Here is a 22,855-nt window from a genome sequence, read left to right on the forward strand (position 1 = left end):
ATCTATTTCCATTTCTCCATATTTACTACGAATAGTTTTTTGTTTCTTTCCATTGCGTGCATTTTCTACATCAGTACGCTCATATGGAGAATACCCTAAATGGTTATCCATCTCAGCTGCAAGCATGCTTTCAATAGTACCTCCAAGAAGGTCTTTTAATGCGTCTTGAATGTCCTCAGCAGATTGAATGTCATACTCCCTAATTAAATCAGCAATAATATTCTTTTTTCCCTCTGTTAATCTTTCTTTTCTTTTACCCATAACAAAACAGCCTCCTATGATATTTATATTTTATCATAGAAAGCTGCTATATTTTGTAATTTACAGACTTTTTTTCACAGGCTCTAAAAAGTTATAATTTAAAATATATTTGGATCTTTTTTATTATGCCCCTCACCTTGATATTTCAAATGATTAAATGCAGGTCCCTCAACATTATCGCCATCATAGGTAAATCTAGAACCGTGACAAGGACAATCCCAAGTTTTTTCTGCTTCATTCCATACTAATTCACAACCTAGATGTGTACAAGTAATATCAACTATGTGCAGCTTACCATTTTCGTCGCGATAAGCACCAACTCTTTCACCGTCTACGCTAATAACCTTTGCTTCTCCATTATTGATTTTAACATCATTAGGTATAGGCATAATTTTGCCCTCTAAAAGTGTAGAGGCTACATCTAAATTTATTGATGCTAACTTAGGAATTGAGCTTATATCAAATCTTGATGGATTATATACTTCCTGCCACGAACTCTCTCCTTTAGTGATAATGTCTGTTAAAATCATTGCTGATGCTGTGCCACTTGTCATACCCCATTTACCAAAACCTGTTGCTACAAGTATATTAGAGGTTTTTGAAGTGAGATACCCAATATAAGGAATATTATCTACAGTGATACAATCTTGCGTTGACCATCTAAACAATATACTTTCTAAATTTAAGGTTGTTTTTGCAAAATCCGCTAAGTTTTCATAGTGAACATTAGTATTTTTTTCACTGCCAGTTTTATGGGGTTCTCCACCTACTAATATAATTTCGCTGTCATTATATTTTTGAGATCGAAGAGAATGTCCTGACTTTTCAGCAGCTATGAACATACCATCAGGAAATGGTTCTTTAATCTTAACTCCTAATACATAGGATTTTTCAGCATACATCCTAGCAAAGTACATTCCAAGCCCGTCATAACAAGGAAAGTGAGATGCCACAATTACTTTAGATGCAGACACTTTTTTGTCTTGATTTGTTAAGATTACACAATCTTTATTATTGTTGTCATCAACATCAACAACTTTTGTGTGTTCAAAAATATAACTTCCATCACCAGGTATTTCCTTAGCAAGGGTAAATAAGTATTTCAATGGATGGAACTGAGCTTGGTCATCGAAGCGTACGGCAGCTTTTATATTAAAGGGAAGAGGTACTTTATCTAAATAGGATGCCTTTATCCCTAGACGCGAAGCAGCTTCTACCTCACTTTCAATTTTTTGTATGTATTCATCAGATTGGGTATATATATAAGCAGGTCTCCAGGAAAAGTCACAATCTATATTTTTTTCTTTAACTAAATTAGCAATAAAGTGAATTGCAGATTCATTTGCTTCTGCATATTGCCTTGCTTTTTCTTCTCCTATTTTTTTTAGCATATTATCATAAATTAAATCATGTTGAGAAGTTATTTTTGCAGTTGTATGTCCTGTAGTCCCATGAGCGATTTTATTTGCTTCTATTATAGCAACTTTTAAACCTTTTCTTTTTAAAAGAAAAGCTGAAGTGATTCCAACTATTCCTCCTCCAATTATAGCCACATCTACATTAATATCGTGGTCTAGTATAGGATAATCTGTTGTAGAGCTAGATATAATCCAATATGGTTTATGAGTACTAGAGAAAACATCTAGATTAGGCAAATTTTCATTATTCATTTATACTCTCTCCTTTAAGGTTTTTGAATATCATTTCAATGAACCTATAATTATCATTTGCTGCTGATAAAAATTTATGTATATAGTTAATAATTGCTATATTATAAACATTCTTATTTAACATAGCCGAAAGTTAAAAAGCTTAACTTTAATTATGAAATGAATTAGGAGCATATATAGATTTGATTTACACAAATTTATATATGCTCCATTTTTAAAAAAGAAAAGTTTTTTTCAAGAGTATTTTAATTTATATTACCATGATGTAAAATATGCACATTTACATTAATATTAAAATTAACATGTGGATATACTTTATTCCAATCAACACTTTTCCAATATGAATTATGTTTAGCACGGACTATATCACCTATACCTAATGGATCACTACCAACCTCTTGAGTGTATTTTAGAACCTTCTTGCAGCTTTTTTCTATTTCATTTGCTAGTATTTTTTCGATATTTTTTTGTGCCGCTTTATCTGGAATTGCATCCCAGTAAAGTTCACTTAGAGATCCTTTAAAATCTAGATTGATATCTACTGCTGGTGTATTTGCTATTACATATGTGCCAATTTTTCTTTTAACTTTACTAATATTAAAGGCACATCCTTTTTTTACATTATTATTTCCTAGATTTTCAAGTGAACTATTTATGTATGTTGACTTCTTTGCCTTACCCATCATTGATAACAAAAGTAAAGTATCTTTTGTATCTATTTTACCAACAAATTTATCCCCTGAAAACAGAGCTGTTCCGATTGTTTCAACACCTTTTCCTTTATCAAATTGTATTTTCAATATAGGTGCTATTGGATCTATTCCCGGTGAAAAAAAATCTGTAGTAAAAAGATGTACTTGAGTATCTGGTACATACGATAGTTTTATATTATGTTCAATAAGTTGATTTACATAAAATGCTGGTCTTGGTTTATCACCAAAAGTTTGAGCTGTTTTTATTAAATTTTTAGGGCTACCATCTACAATTGCTACATAGGCTACTGAAGGATTAGATGGGTCACGTTCAAAAACTTCTAGTAAATTACTTATTCCGCCTTTTGCGGCTAAAGATTCAGATATTAAGATTTGTTGAACTTTTCCACCTTCTAAAAGTTTAGGTGATATTCTTCTAGCATCTTCTCTAAATTCTCTTAATATTTTTTCATTGCTATTATATATAACTTCGATTTGTTCTTTTGCATTTGGTTCTACAACAGGAATTGAATAAGTTATTAAAAGATTATCTTGGTCATTACTTGAAGGTTCTAATCCAACTTGTAATACAAATCCTGTGTTTTCATAAATTTTTTGGTCCCAGCAGCCCTGTAAAAATACAGATAGTACAATAAGTACAACAATTAATTTTTTCATTGTTAGTAGTATTACCTCCTTTTTACCAAAGAAACAAAAAATGAAAATACCATAAGTAATATATTAGCTGTACCCAATAGTCCTAAATGATTCATATAGGTAAAAATATCTTCAAGACTTTTTGGTATTCTGCCAATTGACAGTGAAATAATAAAAACTATTGGAATCAATAGTTCTTTTCTACGTGTTTTAAATATTTCAGATAAACAGTAGTAGGATGAAAAAAAATAACTTCTTACGGAGCCTGCCATAATAGGGAACCAAAATCCAATAAAAAATATATCCAACCTCTCAAGTATTGGAACCTTTATTGATTGCTCAATACTGTACATTGGGAATATAAGCATCTTTAACTTGTTCTCTCCAAATAATGCTGTGCTAAAGATAATAATAATAATATAAATTATGGTTACATATATACTTCCGGCAATTATATGCTTTGCGGCATTTTTTTTATTTGTAACATTTGGATAAAAAATTGTTATTAATTCAATACCTAAAAATGAATAAAACGCATAAGTAATATTTTTAGTTATTGCAAAAAAACCTGATTCGCCTATTGGTAATAAATAAGTAAATCTTACATTTTTTAAAACTAATAGAAAAGTTAAAATTAATAAAATATGTGCTAATAATAGTAAGGTAGCAAATCTACATATAACTTTTAACCCTTTTGTTGTTTGATAAATAGTAGGTATAGAAACTAAAGCTCCTATGACAAGTACAGGTGTTTGATTTAATACTATAATTCTAATTACTTCAGCAAAAAATCTATTTCCTAAACCTGTAATAAAAAGCAGATAACATACAAATATAAAATTGAAAAACATTCCTAGATATTTGCCATATAACAAAATATTAATATCTAAAATTGAACTATTTTGGTATTTATTCATGAGTAATATTATAAAAGTAATAAGAATTACTATTATGCACCCAGATAAAGCTACAGCAATCCATCCATCATGGCCCATTTTCTTTGCAAGGGTAGAGGGTAATGTAAGAATGCCTAATCCAATTTGAGCAGATATAGCAAAGGTTGTTAATTGCTTTAACGTGATGGCATTTTCTTTATTATCCAAATTATTTACCCTCCCTTTTCTTTTTTAGTGGTAGAGAAATATGTGGTAGTATTTTCATAAAGTTTAATGGCGCTCTAATTATTGTATCTTTAATACTATCTTTTTTGAAAGGCATTATTGGCATAAAATAAGGTTGACCTAATGATTCTAAGGATAACAAATGTGAAATAATAAGAGCTATTCCTACAACTACCCCAATAATTCCAAAAAAAGATGATAATATTAAAAATAAAAATCTAGTAAACCTTAATGCTGATCCAAAATCATAAATAGGAACTACATAGGATGCCATAGCCGTAACTGCAACTACAATAATAAATAAACTGCTTACGATTCCTGCATTAACTGCTGCCTGCCCAATTATAATTCCTCCTACTACACCAATAGTAGCAGAAATATATGTTGGCAATCTAATGGATGCTTCTCTAATAATTTCAATTGTAAATTCCATTACTAAGGCTTCAATAACTGGTGGAAAGGCTACACGAGTTCTAGATATAGCTAATGGTATAAGTAAATTAAGAGGAATTAAATAATATTGGAAAGCAGTTGCAGATATATATAATGATGGTAAAGTCATTGAAATTATTAATGAAAGTAATCGTATATATCTTATAAATGATCCCAACATCCACTTAGTGTTATAATCATCAGGGGCTTGAATAAAAGACCAAAAGGAAACTGGAACAATTAGTGAAAAAGGAGTTCCATCCATTAATATTACCAGTCTTCCTTCTAGCAAAGCTGAAACTACTTTATCAGGTCTTTCTGTTGGTAAATATTGAGGAAATGGGGAATTGGGTGAATCTGTAATATATTGTTCTATATAACCAATGGCAGGCAATCCATCTGTATTAATTTTACTAACTTTATCAGTTAATATGTTTAATAGCTTAGGGTTTGCAATTCCATTAATATATGCAATAACAATTTTTTGTTTTGTTTCATTTCCCAATATTATATTTTTAAATTTTAAATTTTCATTTTTAATCCTTTTCCTTAGTATGCCAAGGTTTGAATCAAGATTTTCTATAAATCCTTCATGTGGACCTCTAACATTTTTTTCATTTTCCGGTTCGCTAATACTTCTTTTTTCAAAATCGTTTAACTCACATATAATAGCATAATTTGATTTATCTATTAAAAAAACTGTTTTTCCATTTAATACTGATGAAATAACAGTATCAATATCATAACATGTTGAAGTATTGATTAAAGGTAGATACTCCAAAATTTCTTTATCAGATACATTAGTAATATCTATTGACATCATAGGTTTTATAAGATCTCTTTGTATTAAATCAATATTTATAAAACCTTTTATATAAAATAAACATCCTTGTCTTCCATCCTTAAGTATTAACTTTTTATTAACTATATCAGGACAGTCTTTGAATTTTGTAGTTAATTCATCTATATTTACACTCATATCTTCAGATAAAAGTTTAGCAGCACACATTTATCAAACACCCCCATTAAATAAGGATAGATATTTATAACTAAATATAATAAGTTTATTATTTCATTATTTGTATTTTTTGATAAAGTATGCATTTTGTAGATGTAAGGATTAACTAGCTTAGTTCAACGTCGTAAATTTAAGAAATTTTCAAATATATTTTTAGTAAATAAAACATAATTAATTATTTAAAAGCTAAAAAGAAACTATCTCATAATGCATAAAAGTGCAATATGAGAAGTTCCTTCTCTGTTTTATAGCCAAATTTTATTTAAGAGATTAATTACTTATAATATATTTGGGGCTATTTTAAAATACTTTGCATAATAATTTGTTTTGACACAGCAACTCTTATTTAGCATCCGCAAATTTTTAAATATCTCTTTACAAATTCTGATATTACAGTATTACCATTTCTTTTATCAAAGGCATCCATAAATTTTTCAGTTTCATTAAAGAAGTATTCCTTTAATTTGTTAACATCATAGTCACCATTACTATATATTGGGGAAGTTTTAGGTGTTTTTAATCTAATTTTTTCTAATCCTATCTTGTTAAGTTTAGAAAATAAAACATAGGAAGCAGCATTAAACCACAAGATATAATCGTCCACATTACATTTTAAAAAGTTTGGATAATTGGCTACAAATACTTGTATAGCTTTTTCTAAATTTGTAATAGATAAATACATTATGTGGTAGGCTAATTGTTTAATGAAAGCTTTTTTTCTATTAACTAGCCTAAGACCTTTTATTTGTAATGATTCTGCCAGCTCATGTTTTTCTAAGACATATAGCGGTAATAACAATCCAGCAAAAGTTACATGAGGTTGTTCTGCACAAGTATGTACACCATTTATAATAGTATGTGCCATTTTCAAGGCTTTTTCATATTCACCTAAAAATATATGATAGCTTACCTTTTGACTTAAAGTACAAGCTGTACAATTTTCATACTCACCATCTCCAGGTTCAGAAATCCACATTTTATAGTATTCTCTTATATCTGATACTTTATCATCTGTAACTCCATACATATAAGCTTCAACTTTTTCAGAATAATAGGATTTAAGACTTGCATTATTTTTTAGGTATTTTTCTTTCATATCCTGAAAAAGTTCATTTATTTTACTTGTAGGAACAGCTATAAACTTAGGAGCACTATCAAGTAAAAACTTATATTGCCAAAGAAGTTGATAAAGTATCTCATCGTCAACATATCCTTTTTCCATTTGGGTAATACACCAAGAGAAGTTAATAATACCTTTCATTAAATCTCCACAAAATACATAGGCATTAGTCAATCTATATCTACAATGTAGTTGATATACTATATCATCATATTGGCTTGAAATTTTTACAGCTTCTTCATATAGAGGTAAAGCTAGAGTATATTTGTTTTCATCACAATAATCATCACCATCATCTAGTAACTCATCTACTTCACTTTTATAGTCCATTTTATCATCTCCTATTTTGTAAAAATTTCTAATTCATCCGATAGCTAACATCCGCAAACTTTTAAATGTCTTTTTAGGAATTCAGATACTATGTAATTACCATTCTTTTTGTCAAAGGCATTCATAAGTTTTTCAGTTTCATCCAAAAAGTATTTTTCTAAAGCTTTAATATCATAGTCATCACCAGAATATATTGGGGAATTTTTAGGAAGCCTTAGCTTGATTTTTTCTATACCTTTTTTATTAATGTTAGAAAATAAAGCATAGCAAGCAGCATCAAACCACATGGTAGTGGCAGCACTTTCATTTTTAAATAAAGCAGAATAATTTTTTTGAAAAACTTCAATTCCCTTTTCAATATTACTAATAGATAAGTACATTATATGATAAGGTATGGAGGTAATTAATTCTTTGTCGCCATTAATTAATCTAAGTCCTTTTTTATGAAATTCTTCTGCTAATTCATATTTACCTAAAGAATAAACTGGGATTAACAAATTAGCAAAAGTAGTACTAGGAACTTCTCCACAGGTAAATCTACCATTTAGGATATCTTTCCCTTGTTGCAAAGCTTGTTTGTAATCTCCCATAAAAATATAATAGGTTACTTTTTTATTTATAGTGCAAGCGGTACAATCTTCATATCTATCATCTGGAGATGTTGTAATCCATTTTTGATAATATTCTTCTATACTAGTACCATCCGCAATTCCTGATTGATAAGCTTCTACTTTTAGTGAATAGTATGGGCTAAGGCTTAGGTTATTTTCTAAATAAAAATTCTTCATTTTTTCAAAAGTTTGATTTATTTTTTCATTAGGAATAGCTAGGTAGTTATGCATATTATCCAATATATATTTATACTCCCAAATAACTTGATATACTACTTTATCATCTGTATATCCTTGTTCCATTTGAGATACACACCAAAAAAAAGTAATCATTGCTTTTTTGGCCTGGTTAGAAAATATATATGCTTTTATTAAATCAAATTTACAATACATTTCCATTAATATATCATTATTCTCTTTTGCTATATTTGCTGCTTTTTCTAATAGTGGTACACACAAAGAGTATTTACGTACATCCATATAATCATAAGCTTTAAAAACAAATTCTTTAATTTTATCTTCATAATTCATAATTTTACTTTCCTTCTAATACTAAATTTATTAAGTTATTAACTCCCATTGCAAAAAGGATATTATCTTCTTTTTTAACTGGGTGATTTCCAAGCATTAAACTTTGAACATAAAGTATTTCTATAACAGATTTCTTTATATAATCATCTTTGCAGTTTATTAGTTTTTTAACTAAAAAATTATTATGGTTAAAACATAAAGTAGCAAAGCTTTCTTCAATTTCATTTTCAAATATACTTGCCAAATCAGCAAATAAGTCATTATTAGTGCTAAAGGCTTGTTTTTTAGTTTCTGAAACTTCTTTTAAAAATTTTGCTTCTTCACTAATGTTATATATAGCTGGAACCTCTAAAGGCTCGAATTTTCTAATGCTACAAACACATTTTTCACTTTTTAAAACATTATCTGCAAAATTAATAAAGTCAAAAGCTTCATCTGCTTCACTAAAGCTTAACTCTTCAAATTCTTCTGTGATATGTTCAGGTTTTATTCTTTCAACAAAACCTTGTGGCATATATTCATTGAACTTTTCTATTAAATCTGCATCATTTACGTATCCACCATTTATAATACAAAGATCTTGAGCTTTTGCTGTATTTTCTATTTGTTTAAATTCATCTACAGTTAGTGTATATTTTATATACTTATATTCCTCATAAATACTCCAAAGAGTCTTTTTTCCTAAAGAAGTTTGAAAAGGAAGATAGTTAATTAATATAGCATAGAGATCATCATCTTCAACTGCCATTAATTTTAAAGAATCATAATGAATATTTATGATATTTACTAACTTTTTTTGATCTTCTTTTGCTAATTTATAAAAATAATTTTTGATACAATTTGAAATTTCTTCTCTCATTTTTTCTAAGACTTTGTCTTCAAAAAAGTCTTCTCTTGAGGCAGTAAGCCTAATATTTTCAGCATTTATAAGTGGTTTAGTGAAAAATGCCCAAGATGGCATAAGTTTTTCTAAGTTATCTGATACAAACATGTCTTTAACATAAATTTTCCCTTTAATTTTAGCGCTAATACTAACGCTTCTGGATAAGATATAGGCTACTCCGCTTAAGTTCCCAGTAGAAGAGTTTATAGGAATACAATCTATAAAATCCTCTTTAAATTCTTCTCTTCCTACTAAAAGCCAATATTCCTTATTTATGATATCTTTTTTCCATGGCGCAAAGTATTTATTAATTTTTTTGCTCATATTTTCATTACTTAATGTAATTTCATAAGGTAAGAACTTACCATAATATTTTAAAGTAGTGTATACATAGTCGTAATCAAAGAATTCTTCAGAGCCTTTTTTGGCTTTTAGATATACTCTAGTTCCAGGCTCTAAATTTATATCCATCTTTCTTATGGTATATGTACCATCATTTTTACCTTTCCATTCATAAGTAGAATCACTATGAACAGAAGTGGTAATTAAGGTTATTTCATCGCAAACAATAAAACAGGACAATAATCCTATACCAAATCTTCCTATAAAATCATCAACATCTGTTCCTAAGTCTTTACGTTTTGATGATTGTCCAATGACAGATAAAAAACTATGAATATCTTCTAAGGTTAAACCTATACCATTATCTTCAATAATAAGAGTATCCTCAAATAATTCAAAATTAATAGCAGCTTCAAAATCATTGTCTATCTTTTTATGTGCTGTAATAGCATCAACTGCATTTTGTAATACTTCCCTTATATAAACACCTGGGTTACTATATAAATTTTCTGAAAGCAAAGAAATTATGCCATCTAAATTTACTTGAAAATTGTAATTTTGTTCCATATATACCTCCTAAGGAATTTCTATATTGTTTATAAGGCCATTTTAAGGTTTAGATGAAACTTATTTAACAGAGTTAGTTTTTTCATCTAAACCTTAGAAAAACTTATCCAAAAGCGTAAACTATTGGATAAGTACAATTTTATACAATTATCGATAGAAAAGTATACAATCTTAAATAGATTTTCTAATATGAATTATTAAAGTATTTGAATTTCTTATGAAAAATTATTTAAAAAAAGAACTGAATAATAATATAAATTATGATATAGAAATTATATATAGTGTGAAATATTTTAAAAAGGATTTAATGATATGAATAACATACTTTTATATGGATATTTTATAATAGAGAAGAGGAATGAATAAAAAGGTTTTAGATAAATATTCATCCCTCAATGTTCAATTTAAAATACACAAGTTTTTAAATTAATTAAAGATTTTCATTTTTATATATTATATTTCCATCTAATATGGTCATTACAACTTTAGTATCACGAATTTCATTTACAGGACCTTCTATAAAGTCACGGTCTACTACTACTATATCAGCTAGATTCCCAACTTCTATAGATCCTCTAATATTTTCTTCATGAGAAAAGAAAGCAGAACTTTTTGACCACATAATTAAAGCTTGTATTGGAGTTATTCTTTCATCAGGACCCCATACATCTCCATTTAAATCAGTACGAGTTATTGCAGCCCACATACCTAAGAATGGGTTAAATGGTACAACAGGACAGTCAGAACTTCCTCCAATAATAATTCCATTATCAAAATATGTTTTGCATGGAATATTTCTATGAGCCATGTCATCATATAAAACCGGTGCTTCATTAAGTAAATGAAGCATTGTTGGTTGTACAGTAACTCCAACATTTAATTCATCCATAAGCTCTAATTGGTCTTTTGCAGGCCAAGGATGATGTATTAAATAATGTCTTCTCTCTTGGATAGGGCTTACCTTATGAGCAGCTTTAAAACCTGATAAAGCTACATCAGCTGTCTTGTCACCAACAGCATGTATTCCAACTTGCCATCCAAGGCTATGTGCTTTTACTACCATTTGTTTAAGTTCATCTTCTGTAACTGTTGTAAATCCACAGGTTGATGAATCGAGTTTATATGGTTTTCGCATACAAGCAGTTTTAGAAGAAGGTGTACCATCTAATGTAATTTTAACAGCATTTAGTTTTAACATATCATCACCAAATCCTGTTATTGTTGCTGCTTCCTCTAATCTTCTTAGGTGTTGTTTAACAGAACCAACAGCAGTATCTAGATAATACATTAAACGAGATCTATATTTAAGTTTTCCCATTTTATAAGCTTTTAAATAAGTACGCATTTGTTCTACGCTTAGATTGGCATCTATAACACCAGTAATTCCATAAGCACTTAATTCTTTTCCTATAGCATCAATTGAGTCAACTAATTGTTCGCTAGTAAAGGGAGGAATTACACTTTGTACCAGTCCCATTGCTGCATTTTCATATAGTAATCCATTTGGTTCCCCATTTTCATCTCTACCAATTACACCACCTTCAGGATCAGGAGTATCTTTTGTGATTCCAGCTAATTCTAAAGCTTTGCTATTTACAACAGCTACATGATAGCAAACCCTCATAAAAAGCACTGGATTGTTAGGTGATACAGTATCTAGATCTTTACGAGTTGGAAAGGAACTATCCTTCCAAGTTGAATTATTCCAACACTGCCCATTAATCCATTCACCAGGTTTGGTAGTTGCAGTTCTTTTTTTTAGAAGTTCTAATAGATCATTTAAAGAATTGGTATGACTAAGATCAATATTCATTAAATTTATACCAGCGAAAAAGGCGTGCATATGGCTATCAATTAAGCCATGGATTACAGTTTGTCCCTTTAAATCCATAACTGAAGTGCTTTTTCCTTTATATGCATCAATGTTTTTCATGTCTGTTACTGCAATGATTTTACCATCTTTAATAGCAACAGCTCCATTTTTTAAAATAGGAAAATCAGTTTTACCTTTTTTGATTTCATCAATAGTAAGAGCAACAGTATATATTTTACCGTTGGTCAAAATAGTATCTGCTTCAGCATTCCATGTTGTAGAAATTGTCATTTTTAAATATCTCCTCCTTAGTATTTCACCGTAAAGTCAATCTTGGCACTGATTATAGCATCATGATTAGTAAGGGTCAAAACAGTTATAAAGCCTACTCAGGCTAATATGATAGATTATGTCGAATTTATAGTGTTTTATCATGGATCATCTCCGGAATATTAGTATATTTGTATAATATTAAATTATTAGTAATAGAATTACAAATAAATAGCAAATATTCACATAGCTATCTCTGTAAGGTAAAAGTTAACTTAATAATAAAAAAATGGTATAGCAATTAAGCCAATACATTGAATAAATTTAAGTTATGGTGTAGAATAAAAAAATGTATAGGGATACTTTATATAAAAATATAATGATTATTTAAGGGTGTTGAATTTATGGATCAGATTTTTAAAAAGATTGATGATAATGACTCAAGACCTTCTAGAGAAATTATTCTTGAAGAGCTTAGATGTGCTATTTTAGATAAAAAGTTAAAACCAGGAGATAGACTAGTTGAAAATAATATAGCTAAAAGTATGGGAGTAAGTAGAACGCCAGTGCGAGAAGCCTTACGACAATTAGAAATAGAAGGATTAGCTATAAATATTGCTAGAAAGGGAACTTTAGTAAAAGGTATTAGTAAAAAAGATGCTGTGGAAATCTATGAGATAAGAGAAGTTCTAGAGGGGTTAGCAGTACGAAATGCATGTTTAAACATTTCAAGAATAGAAATATTAAGGTTAAAAGAAATAATTAATGAAATGAGAACATGTATTGATAACAATGACAATGAAAGTTATATTAAGTCACATAATGAATATAATGAAATAATATTAAATGCTTCAAAAAATAAAAGACTTATAGTAAATTTAAAAAGTATATATGAATACTTAAAAAGTATGAGAAAAGTAAGTTTATCTTATAAGATTAGAAGAGAGAAGGCACTTTTAGAACATAGTAATATAGTAGAAGCAATAGCAAAAGGCGATGAAGCATTAGCAGAAAGATTATCAAGAGAACATGTTGTAAATGCTAAGAATGCATTTATAGCAGAAATGTAAAAGATAAAGGACATGTACCATGGAATACATTGTATATGTCCTTTTTTATTGCACTTTCTTTGGAAATAATTATATCATAATACTAAAATTTGCAAACAACTATTGAAATTGTCAGAAATATGGTATACAATAACTAATAACGGTATACAATTTAACAAGATTGTATACAATATATTAAATGCACATTGCCTAAATGAAATATAGAAAAATGAGGAAAAGGGGGATTTGGTATGGAACTTAAGGTAGTAGCCAAAGCAGGAACTCTGGAATCAAGTGATATTCAAATAATAGTAGAGCCAGATAATCATGGAATAAACATTGAGTTAGACAGTGTTGTTAAAGCCCAATTTGGAGAACAAATAAAAACTGTTATTAAAGAAACTTTAGATTCCTTAGGAGTTAAAAATGCAAAAATATTTGCCAATGATAAGGGTGCAATAGATCCGGTGATTATAAGTAGAGTTCAAACTGCGGTATACAGATCGGCACAGTCAACAGATTTTAAATGGATGTAAAGGAGAGATGGAAAGATGAAGCTTAGACGGTCTATGCTATTTGTTCCAGGTAATAATCCAGCTTTGATTAGAGATGTGCATATATATAGACCAGATTCAGTTATGTTTGATTTAGAAGATTCTATTTCAATTATTGAAAAGGATTCAGCACGATTTTTAGTATATAATATGCTGAAAAAGCTAAAGAATTATTATAAGAAACTAAATATAGAAACTGTAGTTAGAATAAATGGGTTAGACACTGATTTTGGATTAGAGGATTTAGAAGCGGTGGTTTTGGCTCAACCGGACATAATTAGAATACCAAAAATAGAAACTGCAGAGGATGTACTAGAAGTTGAAAGGCATATAGAAAGGATAGAAAAAGAAGCTGGGATAGATGGTGGACCAATTAAAATAATGGTTGCCATAGAATCACCATTAGGAGTTTTAAATGCATATCAAATTGCTACTTCCACAAAGCGACTTGTAGCTATGGCTATAGGAGGAGAAGACTTTGTAACCAGTATGAAGACGAACCGTTCAGAAAAAGGATTGGAACTATTTACAGCAAGAGGAATGATAGCTATGGCTGCCAGAGCTGCTGGAATTTCAGCTTTAGATTCAGTATATTCAGATGTAAATAATGATGAAGGCTTTTTAAGAGAAGCAAAACTTATAAAACAATTGGGGTTTGATGGTAAATCCTTAATACATCCAAGGCAAATTGAGCTTATTCATTCAGTTTACACTCCATCACAAAAGGAAATACAAAAATCCTATAAAATAGTTGAAGCTACTAAAGAAGCTATAAGAGAAAATAAAGGAGTATTTACTGTAGATGGGAAAATGGTGGACAAACCTATAATAGATAGGGCTAATCATGTTCTAGCATTAGCAAAGGCAGCTGGTGTTAGAGTAGGAGGTGACTGTAATGAAATATAAAAGAGTAGATGAAACATTATTAAAATATATAGAAGGATATGAACATAGGAAGGCTTATGTTGAGCCCTTTACTTACCAACCTAAAGACACTATGATACATGTTGAGAGTAAAAACATAAAAGAAAAAATAAAAAGGGACAAGGTAATAGGGTCTTTAAGAGAAGCCATAGAAAGGGCAGGTATAAAGGATGGAATGACAATTTCTTTCCATCATCATTTTAGAGCTGGGGATAAACTAGTTATGATGGTTATAAAAATCCTATCAGAGATGGGAATCAAAGATTTAAGAATAGCTGCAAGTTCACTTACAAGTGCTCATGAAGAACTTGTTGAATATATAAAAAATGGTACAGTTACAAGAATAGAGACTAGTGGTATAAGAGGAAGACTAGCAACAGAAATATCAAAAGGAATATTAGGCAAGCATCCAGCAGTAATACGTTCTCATGGTGGAAGAGCTAGAGCTATATGTGAAGGTGAAATAAAAATAGATGTTGCATTTATTGCTGCATCATCATCAGATTGTATGGGTAATGCTAATGGGGTAAGAGGAAAATCTATTTGTGGTTCTATGGGATATGCCAAACCAGATGCAGAGTATGCAAATAAGGTTATAGTTGTTACAGATACATTAGTTCAGTACCCTAACTTTCCACAAAGCATTTCACAAACCCTAGTTGATTATGTAGTTGTAGTTGATGAAGTGGGAGATTCTAAAGGAATAATGTCAGGGGCAACAAGACTTACATCTAATCCAAAGGAGTTATTGATGGCTAAGAAAGTTTCAGATGTTATGCTAGCCACAGGATTATTTATGGATGGGTTTTCAATGCAAACTGGTTCAGGTGGGGCGGCTCTTGCAGTTACTCGATTTGTAAAAGATGAAGTGAAAAAAAGAAACATAAAGCTTAGCTATGCTTTAGGTGGAATAACTAAACCCATGATTGAACTATTAGAAGAAGGATTAGTAGATACATTATTTGATGTACAATCTTTTGACCTATATGCAGCTAAATCTTTAGGAAAAAATGAAAAGCATGTTGAAATAAGTGCAGATTTTTATGCTAATCCATTTAATAAATCAGCAGCAGTAAATAAATTGGATTTTGTCATATTAAGTGCATTAGAAATAGACAAGGATTTTAATGTAAATGTTATATCCGGATCTGATGGAGTTATAAGAGCTGCTTCAGGAGGTCATAGCGATACCGCAGCAATGGCTAAGGTTTCTATAGTAGTTGCTCCTCTTACTCGAGGAAGGATATCAACAGTAATTGATAGGGTTACTACTGTTGTTACTCCAGGAAGTACTGTGGATGTAGTTGTAACTGATTATGGTGTAACTGTTAATCCAAGACGTAAGGACTTAATTGAGAAATTTAAAAAAGCAGGCATTTCCCTTATAACAATGGAAGAATTAAGAAAAATTTCTACAATGTTATTAGGTACACCCAAAGATATAGAATTTACTGATGAAATTGTAGCTATAGTAGAGTATAGAGATGGAAGTATAATTGATGTAATTAAAAAGAGAAATGAGTAAATAGAGTTCTTGCCATTTAGAATAATAAATTGGGGGAGGAAAATTAAAATGGTAACAACAAATATTACAAAAACCTCTAAAGAAATAAAGGAGACCTTCAAGGTATTTGGAATGCCATGGTATATTTTGATAGGGACATCAGCAATAGTTATATTTGCAACAGCAAAAGGATTTTTACCTAACAATGTGGTGGGCGGTTTTGCATTGCTTTATACAGTAGGCATATTGTTTGGATTTTTAGGTGATAGGATTCCTATATGGAATGAGTATGTAGGGGGAGGACCAATATTAGCATTTTTAGGTGCAGCGGCATTAGTTTACTTAGAAGTAATACCACAAAAAGGTGTAGAAACCGTAAAATTATTCATGGATACAACTGACTTCTTGGATTTATTCATTGCAGTACTTATAACAGGCTCTATATTAGCAGTTAATCGTAAATTATTAATGAAAGCATTTTTAGGGTATATTCCAGCAATATTTGGTGGTATTTTAGCGGCCTTTGTATTTGGAATTGTAGGAGGAGTAGTATTTGGTATACCTGCTAGTGAAATTTCCACAAAATATGTTTTACCTATAATGGGTGGAGGTACTGGAGCGGGAGCTATACCTATGAGCGAAATATATTCCAGTGTAACAGGGGGAGATCCAGCGGCATGGTTATCTTTTGCATTATCAATATTAACTATAGCCAATATAATAGCTATAATTTCAGCTTCTATATTAAGCAAATTTGGAGAAACAAAATCAGGTAAAAAGTTTAATGGACATGGTAAATTAATTAAAACAGCAGATGATATTTCTAAATTAGAGGAAAAAGTAGAAATTAAAGTTACTGCAAGAGAAGTGGCAGTAGGATTAATACTGGCTTGCTCATTTTATGTATTAGGAAACATATTTTCAAAGATTATAAAAATACCTGAGTTCACTTTGTTTGGAACTGATGTAAAAATAGATATACACAGATTTGCATGGATGGTTATATTTGTTGCAATTGCCAATGCTGCAAACATAATACCTGTAGAATTAAAAGAAGGTGCTAAAAAGTTACAGGGGTTCTTTTCAAAGCAATTTACTATAGTAGTAATGGTTGGAGTTGGAATAGCATTAACGGATCTTGGAGAATTAATAGCTGCATTTACCATTGGAAATGTTGTTATAGCTGCACTTATAGTTTTAGGAGCTATACTAGGTTCAGGAGTTGTTGGATGGCTTGTAGGATTTTATCCAATTGAAACAGCTATAACCGCGGGACTTTGCATGGCTAATCGTGGAGGATCTGGAGATATAGCTGTTTTGACAGCAGCAAAACGTATGGAATTAATGTCATTTGCACAAATATCATCTCGTCTTGGCGGTGGATTAATGCTTATCATTGCAAGTATACTATTCGGTGTATTTTTCTGAATAATCAAAAGAGTGTTGATTTTTTCGCGCTGTTTAAAAAAACAATAAATGATTTCAGATAATAATGAGAGGTGTTGAAATGGGGAAAGGCAATATAAAAAAGTTGGCTAGAGAAGTAAGACAAGAGGGGCTATTTAGTGAGGCTTTTGAAAGTTATAAAAGAAAAAAAGTATATAAGATTAAAAGTGTAAAAGACGAGATATTGATAATAATGTATTTTCTTTTAGCACTTATAGTTGTTGCTTTACTTTAGAAACATTTAATAGGTTAGTATTGTATTTATATGAAGTAATATTTCTTTTGTTAAATCTATCTATAAGCTTTTTAGTTTTATATAGTTGTGTAAAGAATGGGGCTATTGGATATTTTCCAGTAGCCTTTTGTATTTGCATATTGTATTGAACAAATTTAAATTATAGTGTAGAATAAAAAAATATGTAGTCGTATTTTGATATATTTGGGAATGGAGGAAATGTATGAAGAGATCGGGATGGATTTTATTTGCATTAATTTTTTTATTTACAATTGCATTTAGTACTAATTTAACCCATGCTGCTTCAAATAATGGCATTTATGAGTATGTTTTTGTTAAAGATATTACTTATGGAAATGGTAAATATGTCATTGTTGGAGATAAGGGGTTACTTCAAACTTCTACCGATAGGCTAAATTGGAAGAATATAAATAGCAATACCCAGGAGACTATTTATAAAATTACATTTGCTAATGGTAAGTTCATTGCTGTAGGTGGAAAGGGAATATTACTAACATCAGAAGATGGTAAAAACTGGACAAAGAGTTCAATAAATAATAAAATTGATTTTTTATCAATTAGTTATTATAAAGGTAAATATATAGCTATAGGAAGTACACATACTATATATGTTTCAGAGGATTTAAAGTCATGGCAAAAAGTTAGAACGGATATTGATTACAGTAATTTTGTGGGCCAAACTATATATAAGATAGCACAAAGTGATAAAAAAATTGTAATAGTAGATGGAGGTACTATAGTAACCTCTGTAGATGGAGTAAACTTCAGTAGTACTGATTGTGATTATAAATCATTATCGGATACATATGGTACACCAGTAGAGGTAGCATATGTTAAGGATAGATTCATTATAAATACGCTATGGGGAAAAATACTAACATCTAAGGATGGAATAGTGTGGAAAGAATTTGATGAACAAGATGAAAAAGAGTTAGAAGCTAAAACTTGTAAAGAATTTTATTCACAAACTAAGGTAATCATCCATAAAGATATTTGTGTTCATATATGGCAAAAGCTAAGTGGTGAAAATAAGCTTAAATTTTATAATTACATAAATGGAAAAATATTTGATCTTACTAAGCCGGAAACAATTTCTATTTCTGATCCTTATTTTGAGGAATATATGAAATGGGAAGATGTAAAATTAAATATATCTAACAACAATGATGTTGAAGAAAAGAATGAAACAGGAAAAGAAGATAATGAAAATTTAGATGCTAAAGACTTTAAAGACATGAATACAAAAGAGAAAGATAAAGTTTTTTATGTTGAATTTACCCAAGATGTGGATTTAAATAACTGTAAGAATTATGTAGTTATTGCAAAGGATCCCCTTGGAAAATCTCCTGTTGAAGGGGTAAACATTACTATAGGAACTAAAAACAATATAATTGATATTCATCCTCCAAAGGATGGTTTTGCAGAAGGAAGTTATTATGTTGTTGTAAAGTCTGGACTTAACTCTACTAAAAAACAAAAAATAAAAAGAATGTGCAGAATGAAATTTGTTGTAGAAAAAGATTCTCAAGAAGAAAATACTATGTATAATGCTATAAAAAATTCATTACTTGCAGTAGATGCAAAGGTTAATATTAAAAATTGTGTAGATTTTGATTACGAAAAGGTACCACAAACTATAAATAAAGTGGTTAATGAAAATCCTTTAATATTATATTATAGCGGTGCATGGACGGATGCAGATGGTAATATAGATTGGGAATATTTTAAGGATAGAAAAGCATACATGGATGATATGGATAAATTAAGAAAAAAGACAAATGAGATAATAAAAGAGTTAATTAAACCTGAAATGGATGAGTATGAAAAAGAAAAGGCTATGCATGATTATATTGTAACTCATTGCCGTTATGACCGTGAGGGAGGATGTGCAAACACTTCAATAACTGCAGCAGAAAGCCATTCGGCCTATGGTGTTTTAGTAAATGGATTAGGTACATGTGATGGTTATGCTGAAGCTATGCAGTATGTTATGAATCAACTTTCAATAGAGTGCGGAAAGATTACATCAACTAAAGACGGACTAAACTATGACTGGAATATAATAAAAATTAATGGAAGATGGTATCACTTAGACGTTACAGCTGATGATGTATTTGATAATGATAATAGTAAAATATGGCATGGTTACTTTAATGTTACAGATGAAAAAATGAGAGAGAAATATAAATATGGAAATGATTATCCACCTTGTAATTCTAAAGAGGATAATTATTATTATAGAGAAGATTGTTATGAAACAGACATTTATTAAATGGATGAAGCATTAGAATATATAATAAATGATAATTGGCAATGTAAAATTGCCAGTTGTCATTTTTTGTTCTGTAGGCAATTACAAAAAAATTAAATATATGCATAAATTTTCAACATGGAAATTTTATGCTATAGTGCTGAAAAGTAAAAATAAAGAAAGGATGTTGTAAATGCAAAATAAGGTGAAAACAAAAAACAAATTTTTTAGTATAAAACTTAAATTAACTTTGGTATTAGTTAGTTTATGCTTAGCTTGTATAGCTATAATGTCTATAATATCATATAATCAAGCTAATAAAATATTATCAAACAATTTAAGAGTAAGTACTGAGCAAAATCTTACAGAAATAAATAGAGGGATAAGTAACTATTTTAACACTATGGAAAGTTATTTAAATATATTGTCTGACCACACAGATATTAGGGATCTTAATGAACATCCGGAGTATACTCCCTTTACTCTAGAAGCGCTAAGGAATTTTAAAAATAGTAATAAAGATATAATGGTAATGTGTTTTGTGCAGGCTAATAAAAAAATAAATGTATATCCTGCTCGTACATTTCCAAGTAGTTATGATCCAACTACAAGGGATTGGTATAAAAATAGTGTAAATGCTAAAGGAAAAATAGTTTATACAAATCCCTATAAGGATGCTAGTAATGGAAAGCTAGTTGTGTCTATATCGAAAGCTGTAGAAAAGAATGGACAGGTAGTAGGAGTTCTTTCTATAGATGTTAAATTAGAATCTTTAGTTGATACTCTTTCTAATATAAAGATAGGTAAAAGTGGATACATATATATAACAGATAGCAAAGGAATAATGATTACACATCCAGATAAAACTTTGCTTGGTGGAAATAAAGCTACTACATTAGAATCCTGGTCAAAAATAAGTTCCGGTAAGGAAGGTTTTGAAAAGTATAATTATAATAATAAAATAAGATATGCAAGTTATATAACCAATGAAAAAAATAACTGGAAGCTTGTTGCATCTCTTGAAGAGTCAGAGCTATTAAAAGATACAAGTGTTATAAAAAAAGCCGCACTTGTTATGAGTTTAATATTAGGAGTAATAGTGATAATTATTTCTTTAACTATAAGTAATAAAACCAGCAAGCTAGTGAAAAAATTAGAAGAAGAATTTAGCAAAGCTGCTAATGGAGATCTACGTGCTAAAGTTAACTTTAATACTAATGATGAATTTGAAGATTTGGGAAATCATTTTAATAAGATGATAGAAAATATTAGTGGTTTAGTAAGCAATGTTAAAAGTTCATCTGATACGATTGTTAGTAGTTCAGATTCTATAAGTAAAATGGCACAAGAAACCAATGTGGCTATAAATGAAGTTGCTTTTACTATTGATCAAGTTGCTCAAGGTTCATCAGCCCAAGCTGAGGATATCTCTGGTAGCGCTAGTATAGTTAATGAGTTAGCTGGTGAAATTGATAACATTGAAAAATTAACAATTGATATGATAGAAAAGTCTAATCAGTCTAATGAGTTTGGAAAAGAAGGGCTAAAAGTTGTCAGTGATCTTACTAAAAGGACAGATGAAAACAATTTAGCAGTATCACAAGTTGCAGAAGTAGTAGATAATATGAATGAAGCTACTGGGGAAATAGGACTTATAACAGATACAATAAATCAAATAGCAGAGCAAACTAATTTGCTTGCATTGAATGCAGCTATAGAAGCAGCAAGAGCAGGGGAAGCAGGAAAAGGATTTTCTGTGGTAGCAGAGGAAATTAGAAAGCTTGCGGAGCAATCTACAGATGCAACAAAGAGAATACAAAATTTAATTAATAACATAAAAGAAAAATCAAATTTAGCAGTTAAATCTATTGAAGATACTAAAGATATTGTGAAACTTCAAAATGAAGCAGTAACCGAAACTGAGGACATATTTAATAAAATATTAGATTCTATAAAGGAAACATTAGGTAAAATAAATTTAGTACAAAGTTCCATAATTGAGACAAATAAAAACAAAAATGAGATAGTTAACAAAATGCAAAACATATCAGCAGTATCTGAGGAAGCTTCAGCAAGTACCGAGGAAGTTTCTGCAACTACAGAAGAGGTAACTGCAACAATGAATGAATTTAATAATTCAGCTTTAAAGCTTAAAAATATATGCAGCGAATTAGAAATACAGATTAATAAATTTAAATTATAGTATAGTACAAAAATGCATATGATGAAATTTATATATATTGAATAAATAAAGATATTACACAGATAGAAGATATAGCAAATGATAATTGGTGATATAAAATTACCAGTTATCATTTTTATTTTATAAATGATTGTAAAAAGTAAACATATATAAGTTTGATATGCACAAGTTCAATGATTTATTTAATAAAACACCTAATCATTCAGGAATAAATAGTAATTAAAAGACATTGTAAACTTCTTATACTGTATAATGCAAAATATGAATTTTAATATTTATTTTAATTTTTTATACAAAATGGTAAAAAAATAGGAAAAATAAACGATATTTATAGTGAAAAAAAGTAAAAA

Annotated in this window: 17 protein-coding genes; 8 read left to right on the forward strand and 9 right to left on the reverse strand. The window is 29.5% G+C overall.

The genetic code is table 11. From position 1 onward, the window contains the following. The 9 genes from T514_RS0118430 to T514_RS0118470 all read right to left on the reverse strand — a co-directional run. The coding region (locus tag T514_RS0118430) for a transposase (protein WP_027626106.1) at positions 1-261 on the reverse strand (261 nt) is incomplete at its 3' end. A 98-nt stretch (positions 262-359) separates the two neighbouring features. Further along, entirely contained in the window at positions 360-1,931 is a 1,572-nt protein-coding gene (locus T514_RS0118435) for an FAD-dependent oxidoreductase (protein ID WP_034869637.1), read from the reverse strand. 245 nt (positions 1,932-2,176) lie between these two features. Beyond that, on the reverse strand, positions 2,177-3,301 hold the full coding sequence (locus tag T514_RS0118440) for a Ger(x)C family spore germination protein (protein ID WP_027626108.1): 1,125 nt from the start codon (positions 3,299-3,301) through the stop codon (positions 2,177-2,179). Between the two features lie 11 nt (positions 3,302-3,312). Beyond that, the gene (locus T514_RS0118445; RefSeq protein WP_027626109.1) at positions 3,313-4,383 is read right to left on the reverse strand and encodes a GerAB/ArcD/ProY family transporter; all 1,071 of its coding nucleotides are present in this window, start codon (positions 4,381-4,383) and stop codon (positions 3,313-3,315) included. 1 nt (position 4,384) lies between these two features. Further along, a complete protein-coding gene (locus T514_RS0118450) occupies positions 4,385-5,842 on the reverse strand; it encodes a spore germination protein (RefSeq protein ID WP_027626110.1) in 1,458 nt (485 codons plus the stop codon). Between the two features lie 355 nt (positions 5,843-6,197). After that, the gene (locus T514_RS0118455; protein ID WP_027626111.1) at positions 6,198-7,301 is read right to left on the reverse strand and encodes a hypothetical protein; all 1,104 of its coding nucleotides are present in this window, start codon (positions 7,299-7,301) and stop codon (positions 6,198-6,200) included. A 44-nt stretch (positions 7,302-7,345) separates the two neighbouring features. Beyond that, positions 7,346-8,443 carry a hypothetical protein gene (locus tag T514_RS0118460; RefSeq protein WP_027626112.1) on the reverse strand — a complete coding sequence of 366 codons (1,098 nt, stop codon included), beginning with the start codon at positions 8,441-8,443 and terminating at the stop codon, positions 7,346-7,348. Positions 8,444-8,447: 4 nt separating this feature from the next. Beyond that, entirely contained in the window at positions 8,448-10,235 is a 1,788-nt protein-coding gene (locus tag T514_RS24950; protein WP_051542151.1) for an HSP90 family protein, read from the reverse strand. A gap of 430 nt (positions 10,236-10,665) precedes the next feature. Next, positions 10,666-12,339, reverse strand: a complete 1,674-nt coding sequence (locus T514_RS0118470) for an amidohydrolase (protein ID WP_027626113.1) — start codon at positions 12,337-12,339, stop codon at positions 10,666-10,668. A 383-nt stretch (positions 12,340-12,722) separates the two neighbouring features. On the opposite strand from T514_RS0118470, the gene T514_RS0118475 reads away from it, so the two are divergent. The 8 genes from T514_RS0118475 to T514_RS0118510 all read left to right on the forward strand — a co-directional run bounded on the left by T514_RS0118475 (position 12,723) and on the right by T514_RS0118510 (position 22,505). After that, positions 12,723-13,388: a GntR family transcriptional regulator gene (locus T514_RS0118475; RefSeq protein ID WP_027626114.1), complete on the forward strand. Its 666-nt coding sequence runs from the start codon at positions 12,723-12,725 to the stop codon at positions 13,386-13,388. 230 nt (positions 13,389-13,618) lie between these two features. After that, a complete protein-coding gene (gene citD / locus T514_RS0118480; protein ID WP_027626115.1) occupies positions 13,619-13,903 on the forward strand; it encodes a citrate lyase acyl carrier protein in 285 nt (94 codons plus the stop codon). Positions 13,904-13,918: 15 nt separating this feature from the next. Beyond that, positions 13,919-14,827: an aldolase/citrate lyase family protein gene (locus tag T514_RS0118485; protein WP_027626116.1), complete on the forward strand. Its 909-nt coding sequence runs from the start codon at positions 13,919-13,921 to the stop codon at positions 14,825-14,827. After that, entirely contained in the window at positions 14,817-16,370 is a 1,554-nt protein-coding gene (gene citF / locus T514_RS0118490; RefSeq protein WP_027626117.1) for a citrate lyase subunit alpha, read from the forward strand. The genes T514_RS0118485 and citF overlap by 11 nt, the downstream gene beginning before the upstream one ends. A 48-nt stretch (positions 16,371-16,418) precedes the next feature. After that, on the forward strand, positions 16,419-17,777 hold the full coding sequence (citS, locus tag T514_RS0118495; protein WP_027626118.1) for a citrate/sodium symporter CitS: 1,359 nt from the start codon (positions 16,419-16,421) through the stop codon (positions 17,775-17,777). 79 nt (positions 17,778-17,856) lie between these two features. Then, entirely contained in the window at positions 17,857-18,030 is a 174-nt protein-coding gene (locus tag T514_RS26760) for a hypothetical protein (protein ID WP_156939993.1), read from the forward strand. 223 nt (positions 18,031-18,253) lie between these two features. After that, positions 18,254-20,323 (forward strand): transglutaminase domain-containing protein, encoded by a 2,070-nt coding sequence (locus T514_RS0118505; RefSeq protein ID WP_027626119.1) that lies wholly within the window; start codon positions 18,254-18,256, stop codon positions 20,321-20,323. Between the two features lie 172 nt (positions 20,324-20,495). Next, complete coding sequence (locus tag T514_RS0118510; protein WP_034869640.1) at positions 20,496-22,505, forward strand: methyl-accepting chemotaxis protein; 2,010 nt, start codon at positions 20,496-20,498, stop codon at positions 22,503-22,505. Positions 22,506-22,855: the final 350 nt, after the last annotated feature.

This window comes from Clostridium lundense DSM 17049 (assembly GCF_000619945.1).
GTDB lineage: Bacteria > Bacillota > Clostridia > Clostridiales > Clostridiaceae > Clostridium_AO > Clostridium_AO lundense.

Excerpts from the sequence above, each read along its gene's own strand:
- T514_RS0118440 (WP_027626108.1), bottom strand. The coding sequence starts at position 3,301 with ATGAAAAAATTAATTGTTGTACTTATTGTACTATCTGTATTTTTACAG.
- T514_RS26760 (WP_156939993.1), top strand. The coding sequence starts at position 17,857 with ATGGGGAAAGGCAATATAAAAAAGTTGGCTAGAGAAGTAAGACAAGAG.
- T514_RS0118485 (WP_027626116.1), top strand. The coding sequence starts at position 13,919 with ATGAAGCTTAGACGGTCTATGCTATTTGTTCCAGGTAATAATCCAGCT.
- T514_RS0118450 (WP_027626110.1), bottom strand. The coding sequence starts at position 5,842 with ATGTGTGCTGCTAAACTTTTATCTGAAGATATGAGTGTAAATATAGAT.
- T514_RS0118510 (WP_034869640.1), top strand. The coding sequence starts at position 20,496 with ATGCAAAATAAGGTGAAAACAAAAAACAAATTTTTTAGTATAAAACTT.
- T514_RS0118475 (WP_027626114.1), top strand. The coding sequence starts at position 12,723 with ATGGATCAGATTTTTAAAAAGATTGATGATAATGACTCAAGACCTTCT.
- T514_RS0118470 (WP_027626113.1), bottom strand. The coding sequence starts at position 12,339 with ATGACAATTTCTACAACATGGAATGCTGAAGCAGATACTATTTTGACC.
- citF (WP_027626117.1), top strand. The coding sequence starts at position 14,817 with ATGAAATATAAAAGAGTAGATGAAACATTATTAAAATATATAGAAGGA.
- T514_RS0118460 (WP_027626112.1), bottom strand. The coding sequence starts at position 8,443 with ATGAATTATGAAGATAAAATTAAAGAATTTGTTTTTAAAGCTTATGAT.
- T514_RS0118435 (WP_034869637.1), bottom strand. The coding sequence starts at position 1,931 with ATGAATAATGAAAATTTGCCTAATCTAGATGTTTTCTCTAGTACTCAT.
- citD (WP_027626115.1), top strand. The coding sequence starts at position 13,619 with ATGGAACTTAAGGTAGTAGCCAAAGCAGGAACTCTGGAATCAAGTGAT.
- citS (WP_027626118.1), top strand. The coding sequence starts at position 16,419 with ATGGTAACAACAAATATTACAAAAACCTCTAAAGAAATAAAGGAGACC.
- T514_RS0118455 (WP_027626111.1), bottom strand. The coding sequence starts at position 7,301 with ATGGACTATAAAAGTGAAGTAGATGAGTTACTAGATGATGGTGATGAT.
- T514_RS24950 (WP_051542151.1), bottom strand. The coding sequence starts at position 10,235 with ATGGAACAAAATTACAATTTTCAAGTAAATTTAGATGGCATAATTTCT.
- T514_RS0118505 (WP_027626119.1), top strand. The coding sequence starts at position 18,254 with ATGAAGAGATCGGGATGGATTTTATTTGCATTAATTTTTTTATTTACA.